This is a genomic window from Micromonospora sp. NPDC048868 (assembly GCF_043198195.1).
GTDB classification, from domain to species: domain Bacteria; phylum Actinomycetota; class Actinomycetes; order Mycobacteriales; family Micromonosporaceae; genus Micromonospora; species Micromonospora reichwaldensis.
Genome location: NZ_JBICUN010000003.1, coordinates 194,051 through 219,478, shown reverse-complemented (window position 1 = coordinate 219,478; position 25,428 = coordinate 194,051). Strand labels below are relative to the sequence as shown.

The following is a 25,428-nucleotide window of genomic DNA, read 5'->3' as shown; positions in this document are numbered from 1 at the left end:
GGGGGGGCCGGGCCCCCCGCCCCCCCCCGGGCGCCCCCGCGGGGGGGGGGGGGCCGGCCCCCCCCCCCCCCCCCCGCGCCGGGGGGGGGGGGGCGGGGGGGGGGGCCCCCCCCCCCCCCCCCCACGTCCAGGCCGGCCTCGACGGCTCGCATGGCCAGCGGCAGGCCGACGTATCCCTGGCCGATGACGACCAACTTCTCAACGCTCACCCGGGCTCCTGAGGCAGAGGGCGGAAAGTGCCTGCTCAGGAGCCTAGAGTGATTTCTGTGCCCGTACGTCCGGTTTGGGGTTATCGGTGCCAGTGGGACTGGGCGTCGCGGAAGGGCCGGGGCTCAGACCACCGGCGGATTGGCCGGCTCGACCGGGGTGGTCTGGGTCGGGGTCGGCTCCGTCGGCGGCGTGGTCTGCGTCGGGGCGGTGCTGGTGCTTGGCGTCGCCACCGGCGGATCGTCGGTCTTCGTGGGATCGGGCGACTCCGGAGCCGCCGACCCGCTCGGCTGGGGCGAGACCGGCGGCGCGGTGGCCGACGGCGAGGGGCTGGCGGTGGAGCCGGTGGGCCGGAACGGCCGGCCGGGGTCGACCGGGGCGTCCTCCTGCTTCACCGGCGCCTCGGCGCCGCCGCTCGGCTCCGCGGCCGGGGTGGTCGCCTGCGGGACCTTGACCGCCGGCGCGTCGGCCTCGCGCGACGCGCCGAGCGCCGCGCCGAGGCCGGCCAGCGCCACCAGCACCGCCGTGGCCGCGCCGACCAGGGTGCCGCGTCGCCTCCGGCGGGCCACGCTCGCGGCGACCGGCACGTCGGTGCGGGTGCCCGGGTCGACGCCGCCCGCCGCCGCGGCGGCGGGCACCATGGCGGTCGGCGCGGAGGGGTCGGACACGGCGGCGCGGGCGGCCTCGGCCATCGCCGCCGCGCTGCTGAACCGGTCGGCCGGGTCCTTGGCCAGGGCGCGGGAGACCAGCGCGCGGACCGCCTCCGGCACGTCGTGCGGCAACTCCGGCGGCTCGTCGTCGAGGTGGCGCACGGCGACCTGCAGCGGGTTGTCGCCGGTGAACGGCGGGCTGCCGCTCAGGCAGCAGTAGGTCACCGCGCCGAGGGCGTAGATGTCGGTCGCGCCGGACACCGGCCGGCCGGCGGCCTGCTCCGGCGCCATGTAGAGCGCGGTGCCCGGCACGGCGTTCGTGCTGGTGATGCTGGTGATGTTTGTCGACCGGGCGACGCCGAAGTCGACAAGCACGACACTGCCGTCCTCCTGCACCAGCAGGTTGCTCGGCTTGACGTCGCGGTGCACGATCCCGCCGAGGTGCGCGGCGTGCAGCGCCTGCGCGACCTGCGCGACGATCGCCATCGTCTCGGCCACGTCGAGACGCCCGACGGCCTCGATCCGCTTGGACAGCGGCTGGCCGGTCACGAACTCCATGACCAGGTAGTCGGCCCGCCCGCCGTCGGGCAGGTCGTCCTCGCCGCTGTCGAAGACCTGGACGATGCCAGGGTGGCGCAGGGCGGCCATGATCCGGGCCTCGGCACGGAAGCGGGCGATGAAGTCGGGGTCGGAGACCAGCGCCGGCAGCAGGACCTTGACCGCGACCTGCCGGCCGAGGACGAGGTCCTTGCCCCGCCAGACGTCGCCCATGCCGCCCGTGGCGACACGCTCGTCCAGGCGGTAGCGACCGCTGAGTACGACCTCCGATGACAACACAGCATTACCGTACCCAGGCCGGCGGGGATCGGCGCGCCGCGTGCCGTCGGGCCGGCCCGCGCCGCCCGCGTGGTGGGGGCGGCGGGACCGGACCCGCCTCGGATAGGCTGTGAGCGTCCGTGGACCGTGTGTGACGACATTCCCCTCATGTCCGTCGTGGGCTGGTCGAATGCGCCGCCGCCCGCGCCCGCAGATGGCGTGCAGCGTCCCGGGCCGCCGTGCCGTTACGGCGACGGGCCGGCCGAACGGCTAGATAATTCTCACTCTTCTGCCCACCGGGGCGGGCTTGCCCGATCGACCCGGCGCTCCTAGCGTTAGCCCGACTCGGGCCCGCCCCACGGCGTCGCCGCGGCACCTGCGCCATCGGCCGTGCCGCCACGGCAGGAGTCCAGACGTACGGTCCGGGCGACGCGGTCCCGGGCGTGATCAGGTCAGCGGGGGGCTGAGGGTGCGGGATCAGGTCCGTTTGCCGGACCGTGCTTGCCTCGCGCACGCCCACGTGGGCGTGCGCCGCCTGCGCGTGTCCACGGGACGGAAGCGGCGACCACATGGCCGGTGAGCTGAACGAGGCCGTCGTGGCGGCGCAGGCCGGCGACGAGGACGCCTTCCGCTTCCTCTACCGCAGCCTCCAGCCCGGCCTGCTCCGGTACCTGACCGCCCTGGTCGGCGCGGACGCCGAGGACGTCGCCTCGGAGACCTGGTTGCAGGTCTCCCGCGACCTGCCCAGCTTCACCGGCGGCGAGTTCCGGGCCTGGACGGTCACCATCGCCCGCAACCGGGCCATGGACCACCTGCGCCGGCAGCGCCGCCGTCCCGCGCTGCCCGTGCCGGTGCAGGCGCTCGCCGAACTGGCCGGCGACGCCGACACGGCCGAACGGGCCGGCGAGACGATCGGCACCGAGGCGGCGCTCGCGCTGATCGCCACCCTGCCGCCCCGCGAGGCCGAGGCCGTCCTGCTGCGCGCCGTCGTCGGGCTGGACGCCGAGACCGCCGGGCGGGTACTCGGCCGCCGGGCCGGTGCCGTGCGCACCGCCGCCCACCGGGGGCTGCGCCGGCTCGCCGTCCTGATGGAGCAACGCTACGACCCGAGCCGATCGCCGGCCGCCCCCGAGGCCGCCGCGGCGCCCCGACCGCGCACCGGCCGGCGGCAGGCGTCGCACGCCGAACCGGCGGACGGTTGACGTGAGGGGATCCAGGATGTTCTTTCGCCGGACCGAGCGGCCCGCCGCCCGCGGCGCGTCCGACCGGCTGCTCGACGCCGCCCGCGCGGATGCCTCCCGTACGCCGGACGCCGAGCCGCTCGCCCGGCTGCTCTCCGCCGCCGCCGCCCCCGCCCGCCCCGGCGAACTGGCCGGGGAGGAGGACGCCCTGGCGGCCTTCCGGGCGGCGCGTGCGGCCGGCCCCGCCGCCGGAGCCGTGCCGTCGCCACGCCGGCGCCGGTTCACCGCCGGCGCCATGGCCTGGGCCGCGGGGATCGCGGTCACCGCGACCGCGGGCGCCGCCTTCGCCGCCGTCACGCTGGATCGGGCCGACGACCCGGCCCCGCCGCCCCGCCCCGCCACCCCGACCCCGGCGCCGGCTACCACCGGCCCGCACCGGGACGGATCGACCGGCGACCCCGGTGGCCGCCCCACCGGGACCCCGCCCCGCCCCTCCGCCGCCCCGACCTCGGGCGCACCCGCCCCCGGCAGAACCGCCGGCGACGCGCCGGGAGCGCAGGGGAACGCCGAACAACTGCGCGGACTCTGCCGGGCGTACCTGGCCAAGAAGCCGGCGCAGCGGGAGAAGGCCCTGGACACCCCCTCGTTCGCGCACCTGGTGACCGCGGCGGGCGGCCGGGAGCAGGTCGAAGGCTTCTGCGGGCAACTGCTGCCCGACGCGGCGGCGAAGGAGTCGCCCGACAAGCCGCCGAAGAAGGGGCCGAGCCCGACCCCGACTGCGACCGCGACCGACTGACGCCCCTCGCGGTCGGTCCCCGCCGCTGATTTTCCCGGCCCCTCGTGACGGGCCGGGAGAGGCCGTTTGCGCTGCACGTTCCGGCCGGCCGCGCGGAATTCGTCTGCTAGACAGGAGTGCGTGGGGCCACCGACGCCCGCGCCGATGACGGTGGGTGGCGTTACGGTGACACCGAACGGAAGTCGGCCGGGAAGGGGGCCCATGCCGTGGTGACGTCGCCGGAGCTCGACCGGACCACCGTCCTGCGGGAGTCCGCCGCCGCCGAGGGCCACCTCGCGCGCATCTGCTTCAAGACCGGTCCACCGACCCACACCGGCGTCGAACTCGAATGGACCGTGCACGACGCCGCCGACCCCGCCCGCCCGGTCGACGGCGAGCGGCTCCGGGCGGCACTGGGGCGGCACAGCCCCCGCACCCTCGACCGCGCGAGCCCCGCCGAACCGCTCCCGCACGGTGGCACCGTGACCGTGGAGCCCGGCGGGCAGTTGGAGATCTCCACCGCGCCACGCTCCTCGCTCGCCACCCTCATCCACGCCACCGACGGCGACATCGCCGTGCTGAACGGCCTGCTCGACGCCGCCGGGCTGGTCCTCGGGCGCACCGGCATAGACCCGCACCGGCCACCCCGCCCGGTGGTCGAGGGCCCCCGCTACCGCGCCATGCGCCACGTCTTCGACCGGCGCGGCCCGGCCGGCCGGACGATGATGTACAGCACGGCCGGTCTCCAGGTCTGCCTCGACGCCGGGGAGCCGGACCACCTGCCGGAGCGCTGGGCGGCGGTGCACGCGCTCGGGCCGCCCCTGCTGGCCGCGTTCGCCACGGCCGACCGGCACGCCGGGCGCAGCACCGGCTGGGCGTCCGCCCGGATGGCCGCCTGGTACGGCATCGACCCGGCCCGCACCCGTCCCGTGTGGACGCCGGAGACCGACACCGACCCGGTCACGGCCTGGACCAGCTACGTCCTCGCCGCGCCACTGCTCTGCGTGCGCGGCGACGGCCCGGACTGGACGCCGCCGCCGGGGATCACGTTCGCCGACTGGATCGACGGGGCGCTGCCCCGGCCGCCCACCACCGACGACCTCGACTACCACGTGAGCACCCTCTTCCCGCCGGTGCGACCCCGGGGCTACCTGGAGCTGCGCTACCTCGACACGCAGCCCGGCCGGGGCTGGCTGCTCCCGCTCGCGGTGCTGGCCGTCCTGCTCGCCGACCCGGGCACGGTCCGCGCGGCCCGCGCCGTCGCCGGGCCGGTGGCGCACCGCTGGCACGCCGCCGCCCGCCACGGCCTGCGCGACCCGGCGCTGGCCGCCGCGGCGGCGGACCTGTTCGACCTGGCCCTCGCGGCCCTGCCCCGGCTCGACCTGCCGGCGGCCCTGCACGACGACATCGACCGAGGCGTACGGCGGCGACGCGACGCCGCGGGGAGGAGTCACCGGTGACCGGAACGACCACGCGCCCGGCGGGCCCGGAGCAGTTGCGCAGCCGGATCGCGGTGGAACTCGAACGCGCCCGCGCCCGCACCGCCCTGCTGACCGAGGCGGTCGACGAGGCCGACCTGACGCGGCAGCACTCGCCGCTGATGTCCCCGCTGGTCTGGGACCTCGCCCACGTGGGCAACCAGGAGGAACTCTGGCTGGTCCGGGACGTGGGCGGGCGGGAGCCCGTCCGGCGGGACATCGACGACCTGTACGACGCGTTCAAGCAGCCCCGCCGGGACCGCCCGACGCTGCCGCTGCTGCCCCCGCGGGAGGCCCGCGCCTACCTGCTCACCGTCCGGGACAAGGTGCTCGACCTGCTGGACCGGGTCGCGTTCACCGAGCGGCCGCTGGTCGCCGACGGCTTCGCCTTCGGCATGATCGTGCAGCACGAGCAGCAGCACGACGAGACGATGCTCGCCACCCACCAGCTGCGCGCCGGCCCGGCGGTGCTGCACGCCCCGCCGCCGCCGGAACCGACGGCCAGGGTCGACGGCGAGGTGCTGGTGCCGGCCGGCGAGTTCACCATGGGCACCGACACCGACCCGTGGGCGCTGGACAACGAGCGCCCCGCCCACCGGGTCCACCTGCCGGCGTACGCCATCGACGCCGCGCCGGTGACCAACGGGCGCTACCGCGAGTTCATCGCCGACGGCGGCTACGACGACCCGCGCTGGTGGAGCCCGGCCGGCTGGCGACACCGCCGGGAGGCGGAGCTGGTCGCGCCGATGCACTGGCGACGCGACGGCGACGGCTGGGCCTACCGGCGGTTCGGGCGGTGGGCGCCGGTCCGCGACGACGAGCCCGTGGTGCACGTCTGCTACCACGAGGCGCGGGCCTACGCGGCCTGGGCCGGCAAGCGGCTGCCGACCGAGGCGGAGTGGGAGAAGGCGGCCCGCTGGGATCCGGCCTCCGGCCGCTCCCGCCGCTACCCGTGGGGCGACGACGACCCCACCGCCGAGCACGCCAACCTGGGCCAGCGGCACCTGTGGCCCGCCCCGGTGGGCGCCTTCCCGGCCGGCGCCTCGCCGCTGGGAGTGCACCAGCTCATCGGCGACGTGTGGGAGTGGACCTCCACGCCGTTCCGGGGGCACCCGGGCTTCACCGCGTTCCCCTACCGCGAATACTCGGAGGTCTTCTTCGGCGACGAGCACCGGGTGCTGCGCGGCGGGTCGTTCGGCACGGACCGGGCCGCCTGCCGGGGCACCTTCCGCAACTGGGACTTCCCGATCCGGCGGCAGATCTTCAGCGGTTTCCGCTGCGCGCGGGACGCCCGGCCGGAGGAGTCGCAGCCGTGAGGACGGGGCGGCCGGACGGTTGGGCCGGAGCAGGCACCCTGTTCCGGGGCCGGCCCCCGGGGCGGGGCGACATCGGCGGCCGGCGTCCGGGCCGCCCCGCCGGGCGGGACGGTGTCGCCTGATGTGTCGCCACCTGGCCTACCTGGGGCCGCCGGTCACCCTGCGGGAGCTGCTGTTCGACCCGCCGTACTCGCTCGTGCGGCAGTCCTGGGCGCCCCGCGACATGCGCGGCGGCGGGACGATCAACGCCGACGGCTTCGGCGTCGGCTGGTACCCGGGCGACGGTGAGCCGGTGCGCTACCGACGGTCGCAGCCGATCTGGAGCGACCCGACAATCGCCCAGCTCGCGCAGGTCACCTCGGCCGGCGCGGTGCTGGCCGCCGTCCGCTCCGCCACGGTGGGCATGGCGGTCCTCGACGGGGCCGCCGCCCCGTTCGCCGAGGGGCGGTGGCTGTTCAGCCACAACGGGGTCGTGCGGGGTTGGCCCGACTCGATGGTTCCGCTCGCCGCCACCCTGCCCGTACGCGACCTGCTCACCCTCGACGCGGCCACCGACTCGGCGCTGGTGTGGGCGCTGGTGCGGCACCGGCTGCGGGCCGGGGTGAAGCCGGCGCGGGCGGTCGCCGAGACCGTGACGGCGGTGGCCGGGGCCGCGCCCGGGTCCCGGCTCAACCTGCTGCTCACCGACGGGCGCACCGTGGTGGCCAGCGTGGCCGGGCACGCGCTGTCGATCCGCGCGACGCCGGCCTCGGTGCTGCTGGCGTCCGAACCGCACGACGACGACCCCGGCTGGCAGGCGGTGCCGGAGGGGCAACTGGTGGAGGCCACGGCGACGGGGGTACGCGTCCGCGCCCTCGCCGAGGTCTGACCGCCGGCCGACAGGACGTTCCACCCGACGACGAAGGGGATGACATGAGCGCGGAGCCGCTGGAGATCCACCTGGAGGAGCAGGACCTGGGCCGCAGCCTGCGGGAGGACGTCCGCACCGGCCTGACGGCCGAGGAGAAGTGGCTGCCCCCCAAGTGGTTCTACGACGCCCGCGGCAGCGAGCTGTTCGAGGAGATCACCCGCCTGCCGGAGTACTACCCGACCCGCGCCGAGCGCGCGGTGCTGGCCGAGCGGGCTGCCACGATCGCCGAGCTGACCGGGGCGAAGACGCTGATCGAGCTCGGTTCGGGCTCGTCGGAGAAGACCCGGCTGCTGCTGGACGCGTTCACCCGCCGGGGCGGGCTCGGCACGTTCGTGCCGCTGGACGTGTCGGTCAGCGCGCTGCGGCAGTCCACCGCCGAGATCGCCGCCGACTACCCCGGGCTGCGGGTGCGCGGCATCGTGGGGGACTTCACCCGCCACCTGGACCGCCTGCCGACCGGTGGGCGCCGGCTGGTGCTCTTCCTGGGCGGCACGATCGGCAACCTCCTGCCGGCCGAGCGGGCGCGGTTCCTCGCCGCGATGCGGGCCGCGCTGGAGCCGGGGGACTGGCTGCTGATCGGCACCGACCTGGTCAAGGACCCGGCGGTGGTCGTGCCGGCGTACGACGACGCGGCCGGGGTCACCGCCGAGTTCAACCGCAACGTGCTGCGGGTGGTCAACCGGGAGCTGGGCGCCGACTTCGATCCCGCGGGGTTCGCCCACGTCGCGCTCTGGGACGCCGAGCGGGAGTGGATCGAGATGCGGCTGCGGGCGCGGCGGCCGATGCGCGTACGGGTGCTGGACCTGACGGTCACCTTCGCCGAGGGCGAGGAGCTGCGCACGGAGGTGTCGGCGAAGTTCCGGCCCGAGGGGATCGCGGCCGAGCTGGGCTCGGCCCGCTTCGCGGCCCAGGACTTCTGGACCGATCCGGCCGGCCTCTTCGGCGTCACCCTGGCCCGTGCCGAGTGACGGGTGCGGCCGCGCCAGGTGACCGGCGGGTGAGCATCTTCACCCGCCGGAGCCGGCCCGATCGGTGATCGGTTAGGCTGGGCGACGCGAAGGGGAGTAGCCCCCAATGTCGTGGTCGACACACTGGTGCGTTCCGCATCCGGCCACGCGGCCTCGTCATCCGAGGCGGGCGAGACCTTCGACCCAGGCTGTTGCAGCCGGGTCGAGGGCGCCCCGTACCTCCTCCCGGCATGATCCGGAAGGATGTCATGGAAGGTTTCCTCGTCGCGCTGGTCGTCAGCTTCGGCGTCATCTTCGTCGCCGAGCTGGGGGACAAGTCCCAGCTGATGGCCCTGACCTTCGCCACCCGCTTCAAGACCGTGCCGGTCCTGATCGGGATCACCATCGCCACCGCCGTGGTGCACCTGGCCTCGGTGGCGATCGGCTACGGGCTCGGCGCCGCGCTGCCGACGGAGTGGATCTCGCTCGTCGCGGGCCTGGCGTTCCTCGGTTTCGGCGCGTGGACCCTGCGCGGTGACTCGCTCACCGAGGAGGAGAAGCGCAAGGCCGAGAAGAGCAGCAAGTCCGCCATCGTCGCGGTGTCGGTCGCGTTCTTCCTGGCCGAGCTGGGCGACAAGACCATGCTCGCCACCATCACCCTCGCCACCCAGTACGGCTGGTTCGGCACCTGGCTCGGCTCGACGATCGGCATGGTGGCGGCGGACGCGCTCGCCATCCTCGTCGGGCGGATGCTCGGCAAGCGGCTGCCCGAGAAGACCATCAAGTACGGCGCCGCGGTGCTCTTCGCGATCTGCGGACTCTGGCTGATCCTGGAGGCCGTCACGCAGCTCACCTGACGCCCGGCCACCGCCCCGGCCGGCACGCGGCCCACCCGACGCCGACTACCGCCCCGCTGGCCGGGTATCGCCAGCGGATGGGCGTCGAGGAGATCCTGCGCCACGGCTACCAGGGCCTGGTCACGGCGGTGGAGGTCGCCGGGGCGGTGGTCATCTTCGTCGGGGCGGCGTGGGCGGCGCTGCGGTTCGTGGTCGAGGGACTGCGGCACCGCAGCGCCGCCGTGTTCACCCCGATCCGACTCTCCCTGGGGCGGTTCCTCACCCTCGGGCTGGAGTTCCAGCTCGCGGCGGACATCCTGCGTACGGCGGTCTCGCCGACCTTCACCCAGATCGGCCAGCTGGCGGCCATCGCCGCGATCCGGACCGCGCTGAACTACTTCCTGGGCCGGGAGATCCGCCAGGAGCAGCAGCAGGTCCGGGAGTCGGAGCGCGTCCGGTGATCCGTGCCCTGGTCACCGTCACCACCGCCCTCGCCACCCTGGCCGGGCTGGCGGTGCTGCTCGGCACGGGTTCCTGGCGGTGCGCGATGCGGGTGCTGCTGGACCTGCTGACCGCCGCCGGGCTGCTGCGGCTGGCCGGCGGCCAGGGCTGGACGGCCCTGGCCGCGGCGGCGGCGATCGTCCTGCTGCGCCGGCTGCTCTGGGCCGCGCTCACGGCCAGCGGGCCGGCCGGACCGCCGGGGAGGGTCCGACGTCCGTCGGCGCCGGACGCGGCCGGATGGCCGACGCCGGGCCGGCACCGCCAGCAGTAACGGCAGGCCGGGCGACCGGCCCGGCGGCCCGGCCGGCCCGCTGGCCGTGAGCGCCCGGCGGCCCGGCCCGGCGGCCCGGCCCGGCGGCCCGGCCCGGCGGCCTGGCCCGGCGCGGCGGCCGGCGCTGAGCGAGCCGTGCCCGGTGCGGTGCCCCGTCCGGGGGCGCGGCGGCCGGTTCAGCCCTGCCCGCGCTGGTAGACGTCCGGCACGCCGTCGCGGTCGGCGTCCACCCGCTCCGCCGCCGCGATCCGCCGGTAGGCGGCGTTGCGCCGCACCAGCACGGCCGTGGCGAGCAACGCGGAGATCACCGAGCCGGTCAGCACGGCCACTTTGACGTTGCCGGCGGCGGCGCTGTCGGGGCCGAACGCGAGTTCGCCGATCAGCAGGGAGACGGTGAACCCGATCCCGGCGAGCAGCGCCACGCCGAGCAGGTCCGTCCAGGTGATGTCCTCGTCGAGCTGCGCGCGGGTGAACCGGGCGAGCAGGAACGTCGAGCCGAAGATCCCGACGACCTTGCCGAGCACCAGACCGGCGACGACGCCGATCACGATCGGGTCGGTGACGATGGCCCCCAGGCCGGCGCCCCGCAGCGACACCCCGGCCGCGAAGAACGCGAAGATCGGCACGGCGAAACCGGCCGAGACGGGGCGCCAGCGGTGCTCCAGGTGTTCGGCGAGCCCGTGCGCGTCGCCGGCCTTGCCCCGCAGGACGGGCACGGTGAAACCCAGCAGGACGCCCGCCACGGTGGCGTGCACCCCGGAGGCGTGCATGAGGACCCATGCGGTGGCCGCCAACGGGATCAGCGCCCACCACCACGTCCTGCGCCGCTGCACGAGCAGGCCGAAGAGGGCGATGGGGACCAGGGCGGCGAGCAGCGGCAGCGGGCTGAAGTCGGCGGTGTAGAAGATCGCGATGATGGTGATGGCGAGCAGGTCGTCGACCACCGCCAGGGTCAGCAGGAAGGCGCGCAGGCCCTGCGGCAGGTGCGAGCCGATGACCGCGAGGACGGCGAGGGCGAAGGCGATGTCCGTCGCGGTGGGGATGGCCCACCCCCGCAGCCCGTCCCCGCCGGCGGCGAGGTTGACCGCGAGGTAGATCAGGGCGGGCGCCGCCATGCCGCCGACCGCCGCGATCACGGGCAGCGCCGCCCGGCGAGGGTCGCGCAGTTCGCCCGCGACGAACTCGCGCTTGAGTTCGAGCCCGACGACGAAGAAGAAGATCGCCAGGAGGCCGTCGGCGGCCCAGGCGGCGAGGTCCAGATCCAGGTGCAGGGCCGCGCCGCCCGGCCAGGGCACCCAGGCGCCGAGGGCGGCGTAGGAGGATTCCCAGGGCGAGTTCGCCCAGGTGAGCGCGATCATCGCGCCGAGCAGCAGGAGCCCGCCGCCGACGGTCTCGGTCCGCAGCACGTCGGCCAGGAACCGGGCCTCCGGCCAGGACGTACGCGAGAAGAAACGCCGGTTCGGGCGGGGGCGGTCGGCTGGCGGTTTGCGGTCGGTCATGCGCGGTTCCACCTCGGTCTTGGGCAGCATCAGACGACGCCGACCAGGCTTCCCGGCACACCATTGCCGACCCTATCCAGCACAGGCGTGACCGGCGAGTCGGGGCGGCTCATTGCCGCCGAGGTCACGCCCGCTCGGTTTTCCCCGCCACCCGGGACGCCGTCCGCCCGTTTGTCCGGTGGTGGGTCGGGCGCCGATGTCAAGGGGTGAAAATACGTAACTCGGGACATAAGGCGTATGAGTCGCTTTAATGGTTTCACGAGATTAAGTCGACCTTGGGGGTTTTCGTGAAGTTCTTTGGCGTTACCGGCCTGGTACGGAGGCGCGCCTGATGGACCTGTACCGCCAACTCCGCCTCGTGCGTCGGCACTGGTGGATCGTGCTCCTCACCGTCATGGTCGCGCTCGGCGTCACCGCGCTCGTCACCGTCCGGGCGCAGCCCCGCTACGTCGCCTCGGTGACCTTCTTCGTCACCACGCCCAGCCAGGGCGTCACCGACGCCTACCAGGGCGGCCTCTTCCTCCAGCAGCGGGTCAAGTCCTACGCGGAACTGCTGACCAGCGACCGCCTCGCGCAGAGCGTGGTCGCCGAGGCTCCGGTCGGGCTCACCGCCGAGGAGGTCCAGCGCCGGGTCAGCACCTCCACCGAGACCGGCACCGTGCTGCTGCGCGCGTCGGTGACCGACACGGACCAGAGCCGGGCTCTGAAGGTCACCGAGGTGCTCTCCGCGCAGTTCGTCCAGCTGGTGCAGAAGGTGGAGACGACCCAGGACGGCAAGGCCGGCCCGATCAGGATCGAGGTGGTCAGCGGGCCCCGGGTCACCCCGACGCCCGTCTCGCCGCAGCCGGTCCGCAACTTCGCCGTCGGTACGCTGCTCGGCCTGCTCGCCGGCGTGGGCCTGGCGATCCTGCGCGGGGTCGCCGACGTCCGCCTGCGCGACGCCGCCGGCCTCCGGCGTACCACCGGCAGCCCGCTGCTCGGCGAGATCCCCTTCGAGAGCACCGCGAAGTCGGAGCCGTTGATCGTCGGCGCGGCGGCGAACTCCGCCCGGGCCGAGGCGGTGCGCAAGCTGCGCACCAACCTGCGCTTCGTCGACGTGCACGAGCCCGCCCGCGTCATCGCGGTCACCAGCGCCCTGCAGGGCGAGGGCAAGACCACGCTCTCCTGCAACCTGGCGATCGCCCTGGCCGAGGCCGGCTGGCGGGTGCTGCTGGTCGACGCCGACCTGCGCCGCCCGAAGGTCGCCGACTACCTGGGGCTCGACGCGGGCATCGGGCTGACCGACGTGCTGGTCGGCGACGTCCAGGTCGGCGACGTGGTCCAGCGCTGGGGCGACAAGTCCCTGCTGGTGCTCCCGAGCGGCTCGGCGCCGCCCAACCCCAGTGAGCTGCTCGGCTCCAAGGCGATGGCGGACCTGCTGCTCGCCCTGCGCGAGTCCGCCGACATCGTCATCATCGACACCGCCCCGCTGCTGGCCGTGACGGACGGCGTGGTGGTGGCCGTGCAGGCCGACGGCGCGCTCCTGGTCTCCCAGCAGGGCCGCACCTCCCGCAGCCAGGTGGCGCAGGCCGCCCGCGCCCTGAACTCGGTCTCCGTCCGGCTGCTCGGCTGCGTGCTGAACATGGCGAAGGTGGCCAAGGCGGAGGCGTACCAGTACGAGGCCTACCGGGTGGTCTCCGCCGCCGCGACGCCGGAGGTGCCCGCCGACGCGACCCCGTCCGCCCGGCACGCGGAGCGGGTCGACGGCGTCGTCAGCGACCGTACGCAGGAACTCACCCGGCTGTCGCGATGAGCGCCGCGAGGGGTCGCATCGACCGTTCGATCTCCTCCGCGCAGCGTCGGAAGTCGGCGGCGGTGCCGCCGATCGGGTCCCGCAGGTCGTCCGCGTCCCCGGTGGCGGGTTGCAGCCGCCCCCGGGCGCGGGCGGCCGCCTCGACCGCCGCCCGCAGTGGACCGTCGGCCGGATCCGTCGTCGGGTCGGCGGCCGAGGCCAGCCGGCCGAACTGGCGGAGGGTGAACGTCCGGTGCAGCGCGGCCGGCGCGAGGGCGGTGCACACCGAGCGCTGGCGGCGCGTGGCCGTGAGCACCAGCGTCGCCCCGGCCAGGTGCTCCGGGCGCAGCCGGCGGCTGCGGAAGTCGGTGGGATCCCCGCCGGTCTCGGCCGCCAGGTCCGCCGCGTGCGGGTGCATCGGCAGGTCGTCGACGGCGTCCGTGCCGGCGCTGGCGACCGTCACCGCGCGCCCGGCCAGCAGGCGACGGGCGATGTACTCGGCCATCGGTGACCGGCACAGGTTGGCGTGGCAGACGAACAACACCCGGTCGACCATGCGGACCCCTCTCGTCGGTGCCGTCGCGGACGGTGGCGCCGCGCCGGCCGCCGGCCGTCGGAGCCGGCCGGACGTGGAGGGGATGTCGGCATCGTACGCGGGCCGGACGACTCCACGGCACGGTGCCGCGCCGAGGAGTCCCGGCCGGACGGAGGTGGGTCGGTGAGGATCGGGATCCTGTCGTACCACTTCCCGCCCGAGCCGGCGTTCATCCCGGGCAGTCTCGCCGAGGAACTCGCCGTCCGGGGGCACGAGGTGAAGGTGCTGACCGGCTTCCCCGACTATCCCGGCGGCCACGTCTACCCGGGCTGGCGGCAGCGCTGGCGGTACGAGACCCACAGCGAGCGGCTGACGGTCCGGCGGGTCCCGCGCTACTCCGCCGGGGACGGGTCGCTGCGCGGCCGGATGGCCGGCCACCTGTCGTTCGCCGGCAGCGCGACGGTGACCGGACGGTGGTTCCTGGCCGACGTCGACGCCCTCTACGTCCACCTGCCGCCGGCGAACGCCTTCGCCGCGGCGGGCCTGCTCCGCCTGCTGGGCCGGGTGCCGACCGTCGTGCACGTGCAGGACGTCTGGGCGGAGGACGAGCCGGTCGGGGCCGAGAACGGGCGGTGGGCCGGGCGGATCGCCGCCGCGATGGCGCGGGTCTACCGGGCCGCGGACGGGATCGCGGTCGCCGCGCCGTCGCTGCGCGACCGGGTCGTCGAGGCGGGTGTGGACCCGGCCCGGGTGCGGGTGGTGCTCAACTGGACCGACGAGCGGATCTTCCACCCCGCCCGGCCCAGCCGCGCGGCTCACCGGCTGGTCCGGCGCGACGAGCGGTGCGTGGTGATGCACGCCGGCACCATCGGCGCCCGGCAGGGCCTGGAGACCGCGGTACGGGCGGCGGCGGCACTGGACCACACCGTGGACCTCGTCCTGGTGGGCTCGGGCGCGGACGAGCGGCGGGTGCGGGGGCTCGCCGCCGACCTGCGGGCCGAGAACGTGCGCTTCGTGGAGCGGCGGTCTCCGCCGGACATGCCGGACCTGTACGCCGCCGCCGACTACCAGCTCGTCATGCTGCGGGACCTGCCCGAGCTGCGCAGCACCCTGCCGGCGAAGCTCCAGGCGGCGTTCTCCTGCGCCGTGCCCGTGGTGGCCTCCGCCGGCGGCGACACCGCGGACCTGGTGGAACGGGCCCGGGCGGGGCTCTCCTGCCCGCCGGGGGACTGGGCGAGCCTCGCCGACCGGTTCTGGCTGGCCGCCACCATCCCGCCGCCCGCCCGGGCGGACATGGGCCGGCGCGGCCGGGAGGCGTACCTGCGGGAGATGTCGATGTCGGCGGGTGTGGACCGGATCGAACGGCTGCTGTACGAGGCGGCCGCCGGGTGCCCCGACGGTCGGTGAACGGCGAGCGGGGCTCGCATACCGGTCAACCGCGTCATCTTCGGGCGAAAACGATCGTTAGCAGTGTGGAGCGGCAGCGGACCGGGGTCCGCCCGCCGTTCCCCAGGAAGGACGTGTGGTGTGACGGAGAGCGCGAGACCGCGTCGACGGCGTGGTCGTTCCCGCCGGCGGCGGCAGCTGCGCCGGGCCCTGCTCGCCGCCCTCGTGGTGGGTTCGCTGCTGCTGCTGACCGGTGGCTGGGTGGGCTTCCGGGGCTGGCAGGCCCGCGCCCACCTGCTCAACGCCGCCGGCCTGGCCCGGGAGCTCAGCGCCCAGGTGGTCGGGGGCGACACCGCCCGGGCGCAGCGCACCCTCGCGGCGCTGCAGGAGCAGTCCGGCAGCGCCCGGGCGGCGACCGGTGACCCCGGCTGGTGGGTCGGGCGGCACACCCCGTACGCGGGGGACAACCTGGCGGCCGTCCGGCAGATCTCGGTGGCCATCGACGACCTGGCCCGGCAGGCGTTCCCGCCGCTGCTGCGCGCCGACCTGACCAGCCTGGTGCCGGCGGGCGGGCGGCTGGACGTGGGTCGGCTGCGGACCCTGTCGGCCGAGCTGGCCAGGGTCAACGCCACGGTGCAGGGTGCCCGGGACAGCCTCGCGACGGTGCCCACCGAGGGCCTGGTCGGACAGGTCCGGCAGGCGCTCGGCGACCTGCGGGGCGAGATCGACCGGCTGGCCGGCCTGACCGCCGCCGCGAGCGAGGCCACCCGGGTGCTGCCGGGGCTGCTGGGCGCCGACGGTCCCCGCACCTACCTGGTGGTCTCCCAGAACCCCGCCGAGCTGCGCGCCACCGGCGGGATGATCGGCGCGTACGCGGTCATCCACGCGGCCGACGGCCGGGTCCGGATGGGACGGCAGGGCACCAGCAGCACGCTGGGCCGGTTCCAGCCGCCGCTGAAGGTGCCCGCCGAGGTGCGCAGCCTCTGGGCCGACCTGCCCGGGATCTATCCGGCCGACGTGAACCTCACCCCGCACTTCCCGACTGCCGCCGCCCTCTACCGGGAGATGTTCCGCCGGCGTACGGGCACGACCGTGGACGGGGTGCTCGCCGTCGACCCGGTGGTGCTGTCGTACCTGCTCAGGGCCACCGGGCCGGTGATGGTGCCGGGGGGTGTCCCGCTGGCCGCCGAGAAGGTCGTGCAGACGGTGCTCAGCGACAGCTACCAGCGGATGGACAACGAGGAACAGGACGCCTTCTTCGCCGCCTCCGCCGCCGCCGTGTTCGACGCGCTGGTCACGAAGAATGTAGACCCGAAGGCGTTATTGTCCTCATTTGACCGTGCTGTCACTGAACGCCGGATATTGTTCTGGAGTGCCCGACATGAAGAGCAACGGAAGATCGGCGACAGCCGGTTGGCCGGGGCGCTTCCGGAGAAGGACACCGTGCCCACGGTCGGCGTGTTCCTCAACGACGGCAGCGGCGCGAAGCTCGGCTACTACCTCCGGCCGTCGGCGACCCTGGCGGTCGGCGACTGCCGGCCCGACGGCCGCCGGGAACTTCGACTCCGGGTCACCCTGCGCTCGTCGGCGCCGAAGTCGGGCCTCAGCGAGTCGGTCCTCGGCCTCGGTCTGGCCGGTGACCCGTACACCGTCCGCACGTTGGTGTCGGTGCACAGCCCCGCCGGCGGGGCTGTGCTCGCCGCCCGTCTGGACGGCGTCGAGACGGCGGTGGGCAGCGGCACCGAACGGCGCCGCCAGGTGAGCACCGCCAACGTCGAGGTCGGCCCGGGGGGCTCCCGCACGTTGGAGGTCACCGTCCTGACCGCGACCACCGGCGTCGGTACCGCCGAGCTGTGGCTGACCCCCACCGCCACCCCATGGACCACCCAAGTTGTTTCCGCACCAAGCTGTGATCAGTAGGAGGGAACCAATCATGCGGCTATCCCGCATCATCATGGCGCTCACGGTCGGTCTGGCCGTGCTGGCCGTGCCGACCGCAGCGGGGGCGGCGCAGCCGCAGCCGACGCCGGGCACCGGCACGCCACAACCACCGATCTACCCGCCGGGCGGCACCCCGACACCGACACTCACGGTCACCCCGCCGACCGTCGTGGTCGGCCAGACCGCCACCCTGATCGGCCGGGGCTGGGGGCCGGGCGAGACGGTGATCATCACCGTCAGCACGTCGCCGCTCGCCGCCGCCGTGCCGGGCGCCGACCAGGCGCGCCGCAGCGACGGCGAGATCGTCGCCATGGCGCCGGTCTCGTTCCAGCAGGCACCCCAGCCGAACCCCAGGACCCTGGAGGTCACGGCTGACGACGACGGCTACTTCCGCACCACCTACACGCCGCGTCACCACGGCACGTACACCTTCCGGGCCGAAGGCCAGACGTACCACCGGGTGGCGACCGCGACGCTGACCGTGCTCAAGAAGCACACGCCGCCGCTGCCCGTCACGGGCGACAGCCTGAGCACCCCGATGAAGTTCGGCGGCGGCCTCGTCGGCGCCGGCGCGGTGCTCCTGCTGCTGTCGCTGGTCTGGCGCAAGCGCCACCGCTTCGGCATGGGAGCCGCGCGCTGACGGTGAAGCTCCCCTTCGGGCAGTGCCCGGACATCGCGAACGACTGGCGCCCGTCGGAGATCTCCGACGGGCGCCAGCCCGTCCCGTACCGCCTCGGTCGCCCCGCCGCGCCGGCCCACCCGATCCGCCGCGGCCCGCCTGGGGGAGGCCGGCCGGGCACCCTCGGCCAGCAGGCGGCGGCATGGCACCATGGCCGTGTCCTCCGTGGCCGGGGACACGACAGCGATGGAGTCGGGATGACAGGAGTGGCCGGCGCGCCGGTGCCGGGACTGGCGCCACTGTGGACGCACGACCCGGTGACCGCCGGCCCGTACCGGCTGGTCGGTCGGCTGGGCGCGGGTGGCCAGGGTGTGGTCTACCTGGGCGAGGACGACCAGGGCCACCAGGTGGCCGTAAAGATGATCAACATCGACCTGAGTGACCTGCGGGCGCGGTCGCAGTTCATGAAGGAGATCGCCGCGGCGCGCCGCGTCGTGCCGTTCTGCACCGCGCAGGTGCTCTTCGCCGAGGTCGACGGCGAACGCCCCTACGTGGTCAGCGAGTTCATCGAGGGCCCGACCCTCTACCGGCACGTCCGCGAGCAGGGCCCGGTCGCCGGCAACGCGCTGCACCGCCTCGCCGTCGGTACGGCCACCGCGCTCGCCGCGATCCACCGCTGCGACGTCGTGCACTGCGACCTGAAGCCCGACAACGTGGTGCTCGGCCGGGACGGCCCTCGCGTGATCGACTTCGGCATCGCCCGCGCCCTGGGCGTCACCGAGACGGTCACCAGCCGGGTGCTGGGGACCACCGCGTACATGGCCCCGGAGCGGTTCCGCAACGACTCCATCGGGCCACCCTGCGACGTCTTCGCCTGGGCCGCCACCATCGCCTTCGCCGCCGGGGGCCGGCCGCCGTTCGGCACCGACTCGCTCTTCGCGGTGATGCACCGGGTGCTCAACGAGCCGCCCGACCTGCCCGCGCTGCCACCGGGCCTCGACGAGCTGATCAGGCAGTGCCTGGCCAAGGACCCGGCGGAGCGGCCGGAGGCCGAAGAGGTGCTGATGCGGCTGCTCGGGCAGGACGTCCGGGACGCGGGCCCGCTGCGCCGGGAGACCGTGCTCCAACTCGGCAACGAGACCGCCGGCGCGCCGACGCCGAATGAGCCGCTGCCGTTGCCCCGTGTCGCGCCGGACGCGTCGACGGCGACGCCGGAATCGACGTCGCCGACGCGCCTCGAACGGACGTCGCAGAGTCCGTCCACGGCCTCCCCGCCCGCCGACCGGGCGGGCGGCGGCTGGGGGCGGCGGCTCCGTCGTGAGTCGACCGACGCCTGGGGCATCTCGACCGCGATCTTCCTCGGCTCGGTCGGCGCCGCGGCCGGCTACGTCGCGTCGAGCGCGGTGGAGGCGGCCGCGGCGACCGGGGCGGCCACCTTCGTCGTGGTCTACGCGGTTCGGCTGCTGGTCGCGACGGCGCTCGGCGACCGCCCCTGACCGAGGGGCGCGGGTGGGCGGGGGGCGGTTCGTCCCGGACGCCGGGTCGGGCGCTGCCGGTGGCACCGCACCGATAGGTTGACTGCCACCAGTTGACCGCCGAGGAGGACGTCGCCATGGCCCCAGCCCCGCCGCGCGCACGACAGTGGTTGCCGTACACCGCGGCCGTCACCGCTGGGCTGCTGGTCATCGTCGGGGCGTTCGTGCTCGTCCGGCAGCGGGACGCGGGCACCGACCGGCCCCGGGCCGACTGTGCCGTCCGCCTGGACGTGAACTCCTCGACCGAGAAGGCGGCGCTGCTGGTCGAGCTGGCGAAGCGGTACAACGACAGCGACCGGTCGCTCGACGGCGGCGGCTGCGCCCAGGTGCACGTCAGCGCCCTGAACTCGGGCAAGGCCACCGAGGTGCTGGCCGCCGGCTGGAGCGGCACCGGCCTGCCGCAGCCGCAGGTCTGGTTGCCGACGTCGAGCCTCTGGACGGGCCAGCTGCGGCTGCTCGACGAGGCCGCCGGGCGGGCGCCGCAGACCCCGGGCCGCTACCCGTCGATCGCCAACAGCCCGCTTGTCATCGCGATGCCGCAGCCCAAGGGCGAGCTGGTACGCCAGCGCGGGCCGCTGGGCTGGGGGGAGATCCTCGGCCTCTCCGGGCGGCAGGGCTGGGCGGGCTTCGGCAAACCGGAGTGGGGTCGGTTCACCTTCGGCAAGGACAACCCGAACCTCTCGACCTCGGGGCTGGCGGCGACCATCGCCACCTACTACGCCGCCGCGCAGCGCTCCAGCGACCTCACCACGTCGGACCTGGCGGATCCGAAGGTGACCCGGTTCGTCCGGCAGATCGAGGCCAACGTGTCGCACTACAGCGACGACTCGGTGGAGCTGCTGCGCGACCTCGCCGAGGCCGACCTGGCTGGTACAGGCGCCGGCGCCGGCGACATGAGCGCCATCGTCATGCAGGAGGAGCTGGTCCACCTCTACAACGAGGGCGGGCTGAGCCCGCGGCAGGAGGGCCAGGAGCGCGGCCCCCGGCCGAAGGTGCCGCTGGTCGCCGTACACCCGAAGGAAGGCACCTTCAACCTGGACCACCCCTTCGTGGTGCTCCCCTCCGCCGACGAACGGCAGCGCGCGGCGGCGGACGACTTCCTGAAGTTCCTGACCGCGGACGACCAGCAGGAAAGCTTCGTCCGCCTCGGCTTCCGCGACCACGAGCGCCGCGCCTCGGCGGGGCTGCTCGCCAGCGTCGGCGCCGAGCCCACCGGCGGGCTGACCTACTTCGCGCCGCCGAACCCGGGAGTGGTCGAGGCGATGCTGACCGGCTGGAGCACGCTGCGCAAGAAGGCCAACATCCTGATCGCGCTGGACACCTCCGGGTCGATGCAGGAACGGGTCGGCGACCGCACCCGCTTCCAGGTCGCGTCGGCGGCAGCGGCCAAGGGGCTCGCGCTGCTCAACTCCGAGGACCGGGTCGGGCTCTGGTCGTTCTCCTCGGAGACCTCGAAGCGGCCCGACGGCCCCTACCGGGAGGAGGTCCGGCTCGGCGACTTCGACCAGAAGCGCATCAACAGCCGGATCGCCGGCCTGCACGTCGCGGGGGACACGGCGCTCTACGCGACGGTCCGGGCCGCCCACGAGCAGGTGCTCGAGCGGTACGACCCGGACCGGATCAACGCCGTCGTCGTGCTGACCGACGGCAAGAACGAGTACGCCCGGGACAACGACCTGGCCCGGCTGCTCGCCGACGTGGCCTTGGACCCGCGGCGCCCGGTGAAGGTCTTCTGCATCGCCTTCGACGGGGATTCGGACTTCGCCACGCTGGACCGGATCGCCAAGGCGTCGTCGGGCAAGGCGTTCGACGCCACCGACCCCGCCATGATCGACGAGGCGTTCGTGAAGCTGGTCAGCAGCTTCTGAGCCGCCGGCGCCGCCGGGGCGTGACGACGCGCGTCGGCCGCGGCGGCGCTGGCACGGCGGACCGGCCGCCCCGTCAGATCAGGCCGTGGGCCAGCATCGCCTCCGCCACCCGGCGGAACCCGTCGATGTTGGCCCCGGCCACGTAGTCGCCGGGCAGCCCGTACTCCTCGGCCGTGCTCCAGCAGCGGTCGTGGATGTTGCGCATGATGTCACGCAGCCGCTGCTCCGACTCGGCGAACGTCCACGAGTCCCGGCTGGCGTTCTGCTGCATCTCCAGCGCGCTGACCGCCACGCCGCCGGCGTTGGCCGCCTTGCCCGGCGCGAAGCGCACCCCGGCCCGGCCGAGGATGCGTACCGCCTCCGGCGTGGTGGGCATGTTCGCGCCCTCCACCACCGCGACGCAGCCGCCGGCCACGAGCGCCGCGGCCTCCGCGCCGCCGATCTCGTTCTGCGTCGCGCACGGCAGTGCCAGCTCGCAGGGCACCTCCCAGACGGTACGGCCGGAGACCGCCACCGCGTGCGGCACGTGCCGGGCGTAGTCGTCGAGCCGGGCCCGGCGCTGCTCCTTCAGCTCCCGCAGCAGCTCCAGGTCGATGCCCTTGTCGTCGAGGACGTAGCCGGACGAGTCGGAGCAGGCGACCACCCGCCCGCCGAGCTGGTGCACCTTCTCGATCGCGTAGATCGCCACGTTGCCGGAGCCGGAGACCACGACCCGCTTGCCCTCCAGGCTGTCCCCGGTCTGCCGGAGCATCTCGTCGGCGAAGAAGACCGCCCCGTAGCCGGTCGCCTCGCGGCGCACCTGCGCGCCCCCGTACGCCAGGCCCTTGCCGGTCAGCACCCCCGACTCGTACCGGTTGGTGATCCGCTTGTACTGGCCGAACAGGTAACCGATCTCCCGGCCGCCCACGCCGATGTCCCCGGCCGGCACGTCGGTCTCCGCGCCGATGTGCCGGTACAGCTCGGTCATGAAGCTCTGGCAGAACCGCATCACCTCCCGGTCCGAGCGACCCTTCGGGTCGAAGTCCGCGCCGCCCTTGCCGCCACCGATCGACAGCCCGGTCAACGCGTTCTTGAAGATCTGCTCGAAGCCCAGGAACTTCACGATCCCGAGGTAGACCGACGGGTGGAAGCGCAGCCCGCCCTTGTACGGCCCGAGCGCGCTGTTGAACTCCACCCGGAAGCCCCGGTTGACCTGGATCCGGCCGCGGTCGTCCTCCCACGGCACCCGGAAGATGACCTGCCGCTCCGGCTCGCAGATCCGTTCGATGATCCGCGCCTCGGCGTACTCGGGGTGTCTGGCCAGCGCCGGGCCGATGCTCTCCAGCACCTCGCGTACCGCTTGGTGGAATTCCGGCTCGCCCGGATTGCGGGCGACCACGCTGGTGAACACCGTCTCCACGGTCTCCGGCATACGACACGTCCCTTCACTTGCGCTGGTAGACCCTGTTGCTACCACCCGGACCCGGTTACCCGCCAACCGTCCCGCGATACGGACCGTGACCTCCGTCCGGTTCACTGGTCGCGTGGACGAGTCGATCTGGGACGCGGTTCGGGCCTCGCGCGGCTGGTTGGACGCCGCCAACGGCACCGGACAGACCGAAATGACCTGCCGGATGCTCAAGCTGACCGAGGAGGCGGGGGAGGCGGCGAGCGCCTGGATCGGTCTGCTCGGCCAGAACCCGCGCAAGGGCGTCACGCACAGCCGCGAGGACGTGGCGGCGGAACTGGCGGACGCGGCGTTCACCGCGCTGGTCGCCATCGAGAGCCTCGGGCTGGACTCCCGTCTCGTGCTCGGCGCGTGCGCCAGAAAGGCCCGCGCCCGCGTCGGTCCGCCTCCCACCTGAACCGCCGCGCCCGCGTCGGTCCGCCTCCCGCCTGAGCCGCCGTACCCGCGTCGGTCCCGCCTCCCGGGCTGAGTCGCCGCCCGCCGGGGCCGCATCCCGGGCTGGGCCGCCGCGCCCGCGTGATGTCGACTTCCGGCTGGGGCGCTGTGCACCCGCCGGGTCGCCGCGTTTCCGGCGCGGCGGCCCACCGGCGCCTGTCGGGACGTCAGAGGCCGTGGCGACGGTCGCCCACCACCTGCTCGCAGAGCGCCGCCTCCGAGCGCGCGGAGAACGGGGCGCGACGGGCAGCCACGGCCCGGCGGGTCTCCTCGGCGACCAGATCGGCGTTGATCTGGGCCGCGACGACCACACCGGCCGCCGCGGCGGCACCGACCTGGGCCGCCGGATCGGTGACGTTGCCGGCGACCCACACCCCGGGCACGTCGGTGCGGCCCGTCGCGTCGGAGGGGACGTGCTCGCCGACCCCCGCCGGGTGTGCTGCGGGCCGCAGCCCGAGCGCCGCGAGGAAGCCGGCGCGCGCCACCATCCGCGACGAGACGGCCAGCGCCTCCCGGCGTACGAGAGTGCCGTCGCCCAGCCGTGCGCCCACGAGGCGGTCGTCGGCGACCTTCAGGGACGTGACCTCGCCGTCGACCACGCGGATCTTCCGGGCAGCCAGCTGCTCCGCCTGCTCGTCGGAGAGCGCCATGGTGTGCTGGAAGTACGTGACGTCGGCGCTCAACTGCCGGAACAGCAGCGCCTGGTGCACCGAGAACGGCCCGCTGGCCAGCACGCCGATGGCCCGGTCGCGGACCTCCCAGCCGTGGCAGTACGGGCAGTGCAGCACGTCCCTGCCCCAGCGCTCCCGCAGTCCCGGGACGTCCGGCAGCTCGTCCACCAGCCCGGTGGCCACCAGCAGCCGGCGCGCGCGGACCGTCCGACCGTCGGCCAGCGTCACCGTGAAGCCGTCGTCGTCGCGTTTCGCGGCGGCGACCTCGCCGGTGACCACCCGGCCACCGTAGCCGCGTACCTCCGTCCGGCCGCGTTCCAGCAGCTCGGCCGGCCGGATCCCCTCGCGGGCCAGCAACCCGTGCACGCCCTCGGCCGGGGCGTTGCGCGGCGCGCCCGAGTCGAGCACCACCACCGACCGTCGCACCCGGGCCAGCGTCAGCGCCCCGCTCAACCCCGCGGCGCCACCCCCGATCACCACCACGTCGTAGCTGCCGTCCAACCGATCGGTCACCGTGACCACCTCCCGCGACCACGATGCGGTCGCCGCTACCACGGTGGCAAACATTGTTGCCATAGTGGCAAGATGGCGGCATGGACGACGACCTGGACCAGACGCTCGGCGCGGTCGGTCCCCGGCTGCGCGCGCTGCGCCGGCAGCGGGAGACCACCCTGGCCGACCTGTCGGCGGCGACCGGCATCTCGGTGAGCACGCTCTCCCGGCTGGAGTCCGGTTCCCGCCGGCCCACCCTCGAACTGCTCCTCCCGCTGGCCAGGGCGCACGGCGTCACGCTCGACGAACTCGTCGACGCCCCGTCCACCGGCGACCCGCGCGTCCACCTGCGCCCGGTCACCCGCCACGGGATGACCATGCTGCCCCTGACCCGCCGGCCCGGCGGCATCCAGGCGTACAAGCTGGTGATCCCGGGCGGCGGTCGCAGGGCGGAGCCCGATCCGCAGACCCATGAGGGCTACGAGTGGCTCTACGTCCTCAACGGGCGGCTGCGGGTCATCCTCGGCGACCAGGACCTCGTGCTCACGCCGGGGGAGGCGGCGGAGTTCGACACCCGCGTACCGCACTGGTTCGGGTCGGCCGACGCCGAGCCGGTCGAGTTCCTCAGCCTCTTCGGCAGACAGGGCGAACGCGCCCACCTCCGCGCCCGCCCGAAAACCGAACCCCAATCCCAACCCTGACCCTCAACCCCCACCCCGCGCCCCTCCCTCCCCGCCATCCCCTGTTGATCATGAAGTTGTTGCCGCTTCTGGAGATCGAATCGGTCGATAACTTCATGATCAACATGGGGATTGAGGGCGCGGCGGGGCGGCGGGGGAGCGGGGCGGACGTGAGGATGGGGGGATGAGTGACGTACGGGTGTGGGGCGAGCAGGCCGGGGTCGTCGTACTGCCGAGTGGGGCGCGGGTGCGGGGACGACGGATCGCGGACGAGGCGTCGCCCGCCGACTTCGCCCTGCTGCTGGCGCCCGGGCCGACACCCGCCTGGCCGCACCGGCGGATCCGGTGGCCCGACTTCTGGGTGCCGGTCGACCGGGCGGACGCGATCGACGCGCTGACCGAGGCCCTGCGTCGCGCCCACGACGGCGAACGCGTCGAGGTGGCCTGCCGGGGCGGCACCGGGCGTACGGGCACCGCGCTGGCGGCGCTGGCGATCCTCGACGGGCTGCCGCCCGAGCAGGCGGTGGACTGGGTACGCGCCACCTACCGCCCGCGGGCCGTGGAGACGCCCTGGCAGCGTCGCTGGCTGCGCCGCCTCACCTGACGCACCGCAGCGGTGACTCCCTGCGCCGGGGCAGGCGGGCGCGGCGGGTTGTGGTGC

General features: G+C 74.7%; 23 protein-coding genes. 18 read left to right on the top strand and 5 right to left on the bottom strand.

The genetic code is table 11. The annotated features are described in order from the left end of the window. Positions 1-332: 332 nt before the first annotated feature. Positions 333-1,694: a protein kinase gene (locus ACGFNF_RS06005; RefSeq protein WP_393166103.1), complete on the bottom strand. Its 1,362-nt coding sequence runs from the start codon at positions 1,692-1,694 to the stop codon at positions 333-335. Between the two features lie 548 nt (positions 1,695-2,242). Between ACGFNF_RS06005 and ACGFNF_RS06000 the strand changes: the two genes are divergently transcribed. The 9 genes from ACGFNF_RS06000 (at position 2,243) to ACGFNF_RS05960 (ending at position 9,888) form a co-directional block, all read left to right on the top strand. Beyond that, a complete protein-coding gene (locus tag ACGFNF_RS06000; RefSeq protein WP_357580887.1) occupies positions 2,243-2,875 on the top strand; it encodes an RNA polymerase sigma factor in 633 nt (210 codons plus the stop codon). Between the two features lie 16 nt (positions 2,876-2,891). Next, the gene (locus tag ACGFNF_RS05995) at positions 2,892-3,650 is read left to right on the top strand and encodes a hypothetical protein (protein ID WP_393166101.1); all 759 of its coding nucleotides are present in this window, start codon (positions 2,892-2,894) and stop codon (positions 3,648-3,650) included. Positions 3,651-3,856: 206 nt separating this feature from the next. Continuing rightward, complete coding sequence (egtA, locus tag ACGFNF_RS05990; protein WP_393166099.1) at positions 3,857-5,089, top strand: ergothioneine biosynthesis glutamate--cysteine ligase EgtA; 1,233 nt, start codon at positions 3,857-3,859, stop codon at positions 5,087-5,089. Then, positions 5,086-6,423, top strand: a complete 1,338-nt coding sequence (gene egtB, locus ACGFNF_RS05985; protein WP_393166097.1) for an ergothioneine biosynthesis protein EgtB — start codon at positions 5,086-5,088, stop codon at positions 6,421-6,423. The genes egtA and egtB overlap by 4 nt, the downstream gene beginning before the upstream one ends. A gap of 121 nt (positions 6,424-6,544) precedes the next feature. Beyond that, a complete protein-coding gene (egtC, locus tag ACGFNF_RS05980) occupies positions 6,545-7,291 on the top strand; it encodes an ergothioneine biosynthesis protein EgtC (protein WP_357580883.1) in 747 nt (248 codons plus the stop codon). Positions 7,292-7,335: 44 nt separating this feature from the next. Then, entirely contained in the window at positions 7,336-8,301 is a 966-nt protein-coding gene (gene egtD / locus ACGFNF_RS05975; protein ID WP_393166095.1) for an L-histidine N(alpha)-methyltransferase, read from the top strand. A gap of 248 nt (positions 8,302-8,549) precedes the next feature. Then, entirely contained in the window at positions 8,550-9,137 is a 588-nt protein-coding gene (locus tag ACGFNF_RS05970; RefSeq protein WP_151455156.1) for a TMEM165/GDT1 family protein, read from the top strand. Positions 9,138-9,214: 77 nt separating this feature from the next. After that, entirely contained in the window at positions 9,215-9,577 is a 363-nt protein-coding gene (locus ACGFNF_RS05965) for a DUF1622 domain-containing protein (protein WP_132234546.1), read from the top strand. Further along, positions 9,574-9,888, top strand: a complete 315-nt coding sequence (locus tag ACGFNF_RS05960; RefSeq protein ID WP_393166093.1) for a hypothetical protein — start codon at positions 9,574-9,576, stop codon at positions 9,886-9,888. The genes ACGFNF_RS05965 and ACGFNF_RS05960 overlap by 4 nt, the downstream gene beginning before the upstream one ends. 176 nt (positions 9,889-10,064) lie before the next feature. Here ACGFNF_RS05960 and nhaA read toward each other — a convergent pair whose 3' ends face one another. After that, on the bottom strand, positions 10,065-11,387 hold the full coding sequence (gene nhaA, locus ACGFNF_RS05955; RefSeq protein ID WP_393166091.1) for a Na+/H+ antiporter NhaA: 1,323 nt from the start codon (positions 11,385-11,387) through the stop codon (positions 10,065-10,067). A 331-nt stretch (positions 11,388-11,718) separates the two neighbouring features. On the opposite strand from nhaA, the gene ACGFNF_RS05950 reads away from it, so the two are divergent. After that, entirely contained in the window at positions 11,719-13,179 is a 1,461-nt protein-coding gene (locus ACGFNF_RS05950) for a polysaccharide biosynthesis tyrosine autokinase (RefSeq protein WP_393166089.1), read from the top strand. Here ACGFNF_RS05950 and ACGFNF_RS05945 read toward each other — a convergent pair. After that, positions 13,160-13,714 (bottom strand): low molecular weight phosphatase family protein, encoded by a 555-nt coding sequence (locus ACGFNF_RS05945; RefSeq protein ID WP_311411159.1) that lies wholly within the window; start codon positions 13,712-13,714, stop codon positions 13,160-13,162. The two genes, ACGFNF_RS05950 and ACGFNF_RS05945, sit on opposite strands and share 20 nt — an antisense overlap. A gap of 162 nt (positions 13,715-13,876) precedes the next feature. Between ACGFNF_RS05945 and ACGFNF_RS05940 the strand changes: the two genes are divergently transcribed. The 5 genes from ACGFNF_RS05940 (at position 13,877) to ACGFNF_RS05920 (ending at position 21,042) form a co-directional block, all read left to right on the top strand. Beyond that, on the top strand, positions 13,877-15,100 hold the full coding sequence (locus ACGFNF_RS05940) for a glycosyltransferase family 4 protein (protein WP_393166087.1): 1,224 nt from the start codon (positions 13,877-13,879) through the stop codon (positions 15,098-15,100). 120 nt (positions 15,101-15,220) lie between these two features. Continuing rightward, a complete protein-coding gene (locus ACGFNF_RS05935; protein WP_393166085.1) occupies positions 15,221-16,999 on the top strand; it encodes a DUF4012 domain-containing protein in 1,779 nt (592 codons plus the stop codon). A gap of 13 nt (positions 17,000-17,012) precedes the next feature. Beyond that, positions 17,013-17,660, top strand: coding sequence for a hypothetical protein (locus tag ACGFNF_RS05930; protein ID WP_311411156.1), 648 nt, complete (start codon positions 17,013-17,015; stop codon positions 17,658-17,660). A 236-nt stretch (positions 17,661-17,896) separates the two neighbouring features. Further along, on the top strand, positions 17,897-19,135 hold the full coding sequence (locus ACGFNF_RS05925) for a serine/threonine-protein kinase (protein ID WP_393166083.1): 1,239 nt from the start codon (positions 17,897-17,899) through the stop codon (positions 19,133-19,135). Between the two features lie 92 nt (positions 19,136-19,227). Continuing rightward, complete coding sequence (locus ACGFNF_RS05920; RefSeq protein WP_393166081.1) at positions 19,228-21,042, top strand: extracellular solute-binding protein; 1,815 nt, start codon at positions 19,228-19,230, stop codon at positions 21,040-21,042. A gap of 73 nt (positions 21,043-21,115) precedes the next feature. Here ACGFNF_RS05920 and gdhA read toward each other — a convergent pair whose 3' ends face one another. Further along, positions 21,116-22,453: an NADP-specific glutamate dehydrogenase gene (gene gdhA, locus ACGFNF_RS05915; RefSeq protein WP_357579920.1), complete on the bottom strand. Its 1,338-nt coding sequence runs from the start codon at positions 22,451-22,453 to the stop codon at positions 21,116-21,118. Between the two features lie 112 nt (positions 22,454-22,565). Between gdhA and ACGFNF_RS05910 the strand changes: the two genes are divergently transcribed. After that, positions 22,566-22,886, top strand: a complete 321-nt coding sequence (locus tag ACGFNF_RS05910) for a MazG-like family protein (RefSeq protein ID WP_393166079.1) — start codon at positions 22,566-22,568, stop codon at positions 22,884-22,886. Positions 22,887-23,091: 205 nt separating this feature from the next. Here the strand turns inward: ACGFNF_RS05910 and ACGFNF_RS05905 are convergent, their stop codons facing one another. Then, a complete protein-coding gene (locus tag ACGFNF_RS05905) occupies positions 23,092-24,108 on the bottom strand; it encodes an NAD(P)/FAD-dependent oxidoreductase (protein ID WP_393166077.1) in 1,017 nt (338 codons plus the stop codon). A gap of 80 nt (positions 24,109-24,188) precedes the next feature. Between ACGFNF_RS05905 and ACGFNF_RS05900 the strand changes: the two genes are divergently transcribed. Together ACGFNF_RS05900 and ACGFNF_RS05895 are read left to right on the top strand one after the other, a co-directional pair. Beyond that, positions 24,189-24,788, top strand: coding sequence for a helix-turn-helix domain-containing protein (locus ACGFNF_RS05900; RefSeq protein WP_393166075.1), 600 nt, complete (start codon positions 24,189-24,191; stop codon positions 24,786-24,788). Positions 24,789-24,951: 163 nt separating this feature from the next. Beyond that, positions 24,952-25,371, top strand: coding sequence for a protein-tyrosine phosphatase family protein (locus ACGFNF_RS05895; RefSeq protein WP_393166073.1), 420 nt, complete (start codon positions 24,952-24,954; stop codon positions 25,369-25,371). Positions 25,372-25,428 lie beyond the last annotated feature (57 nt).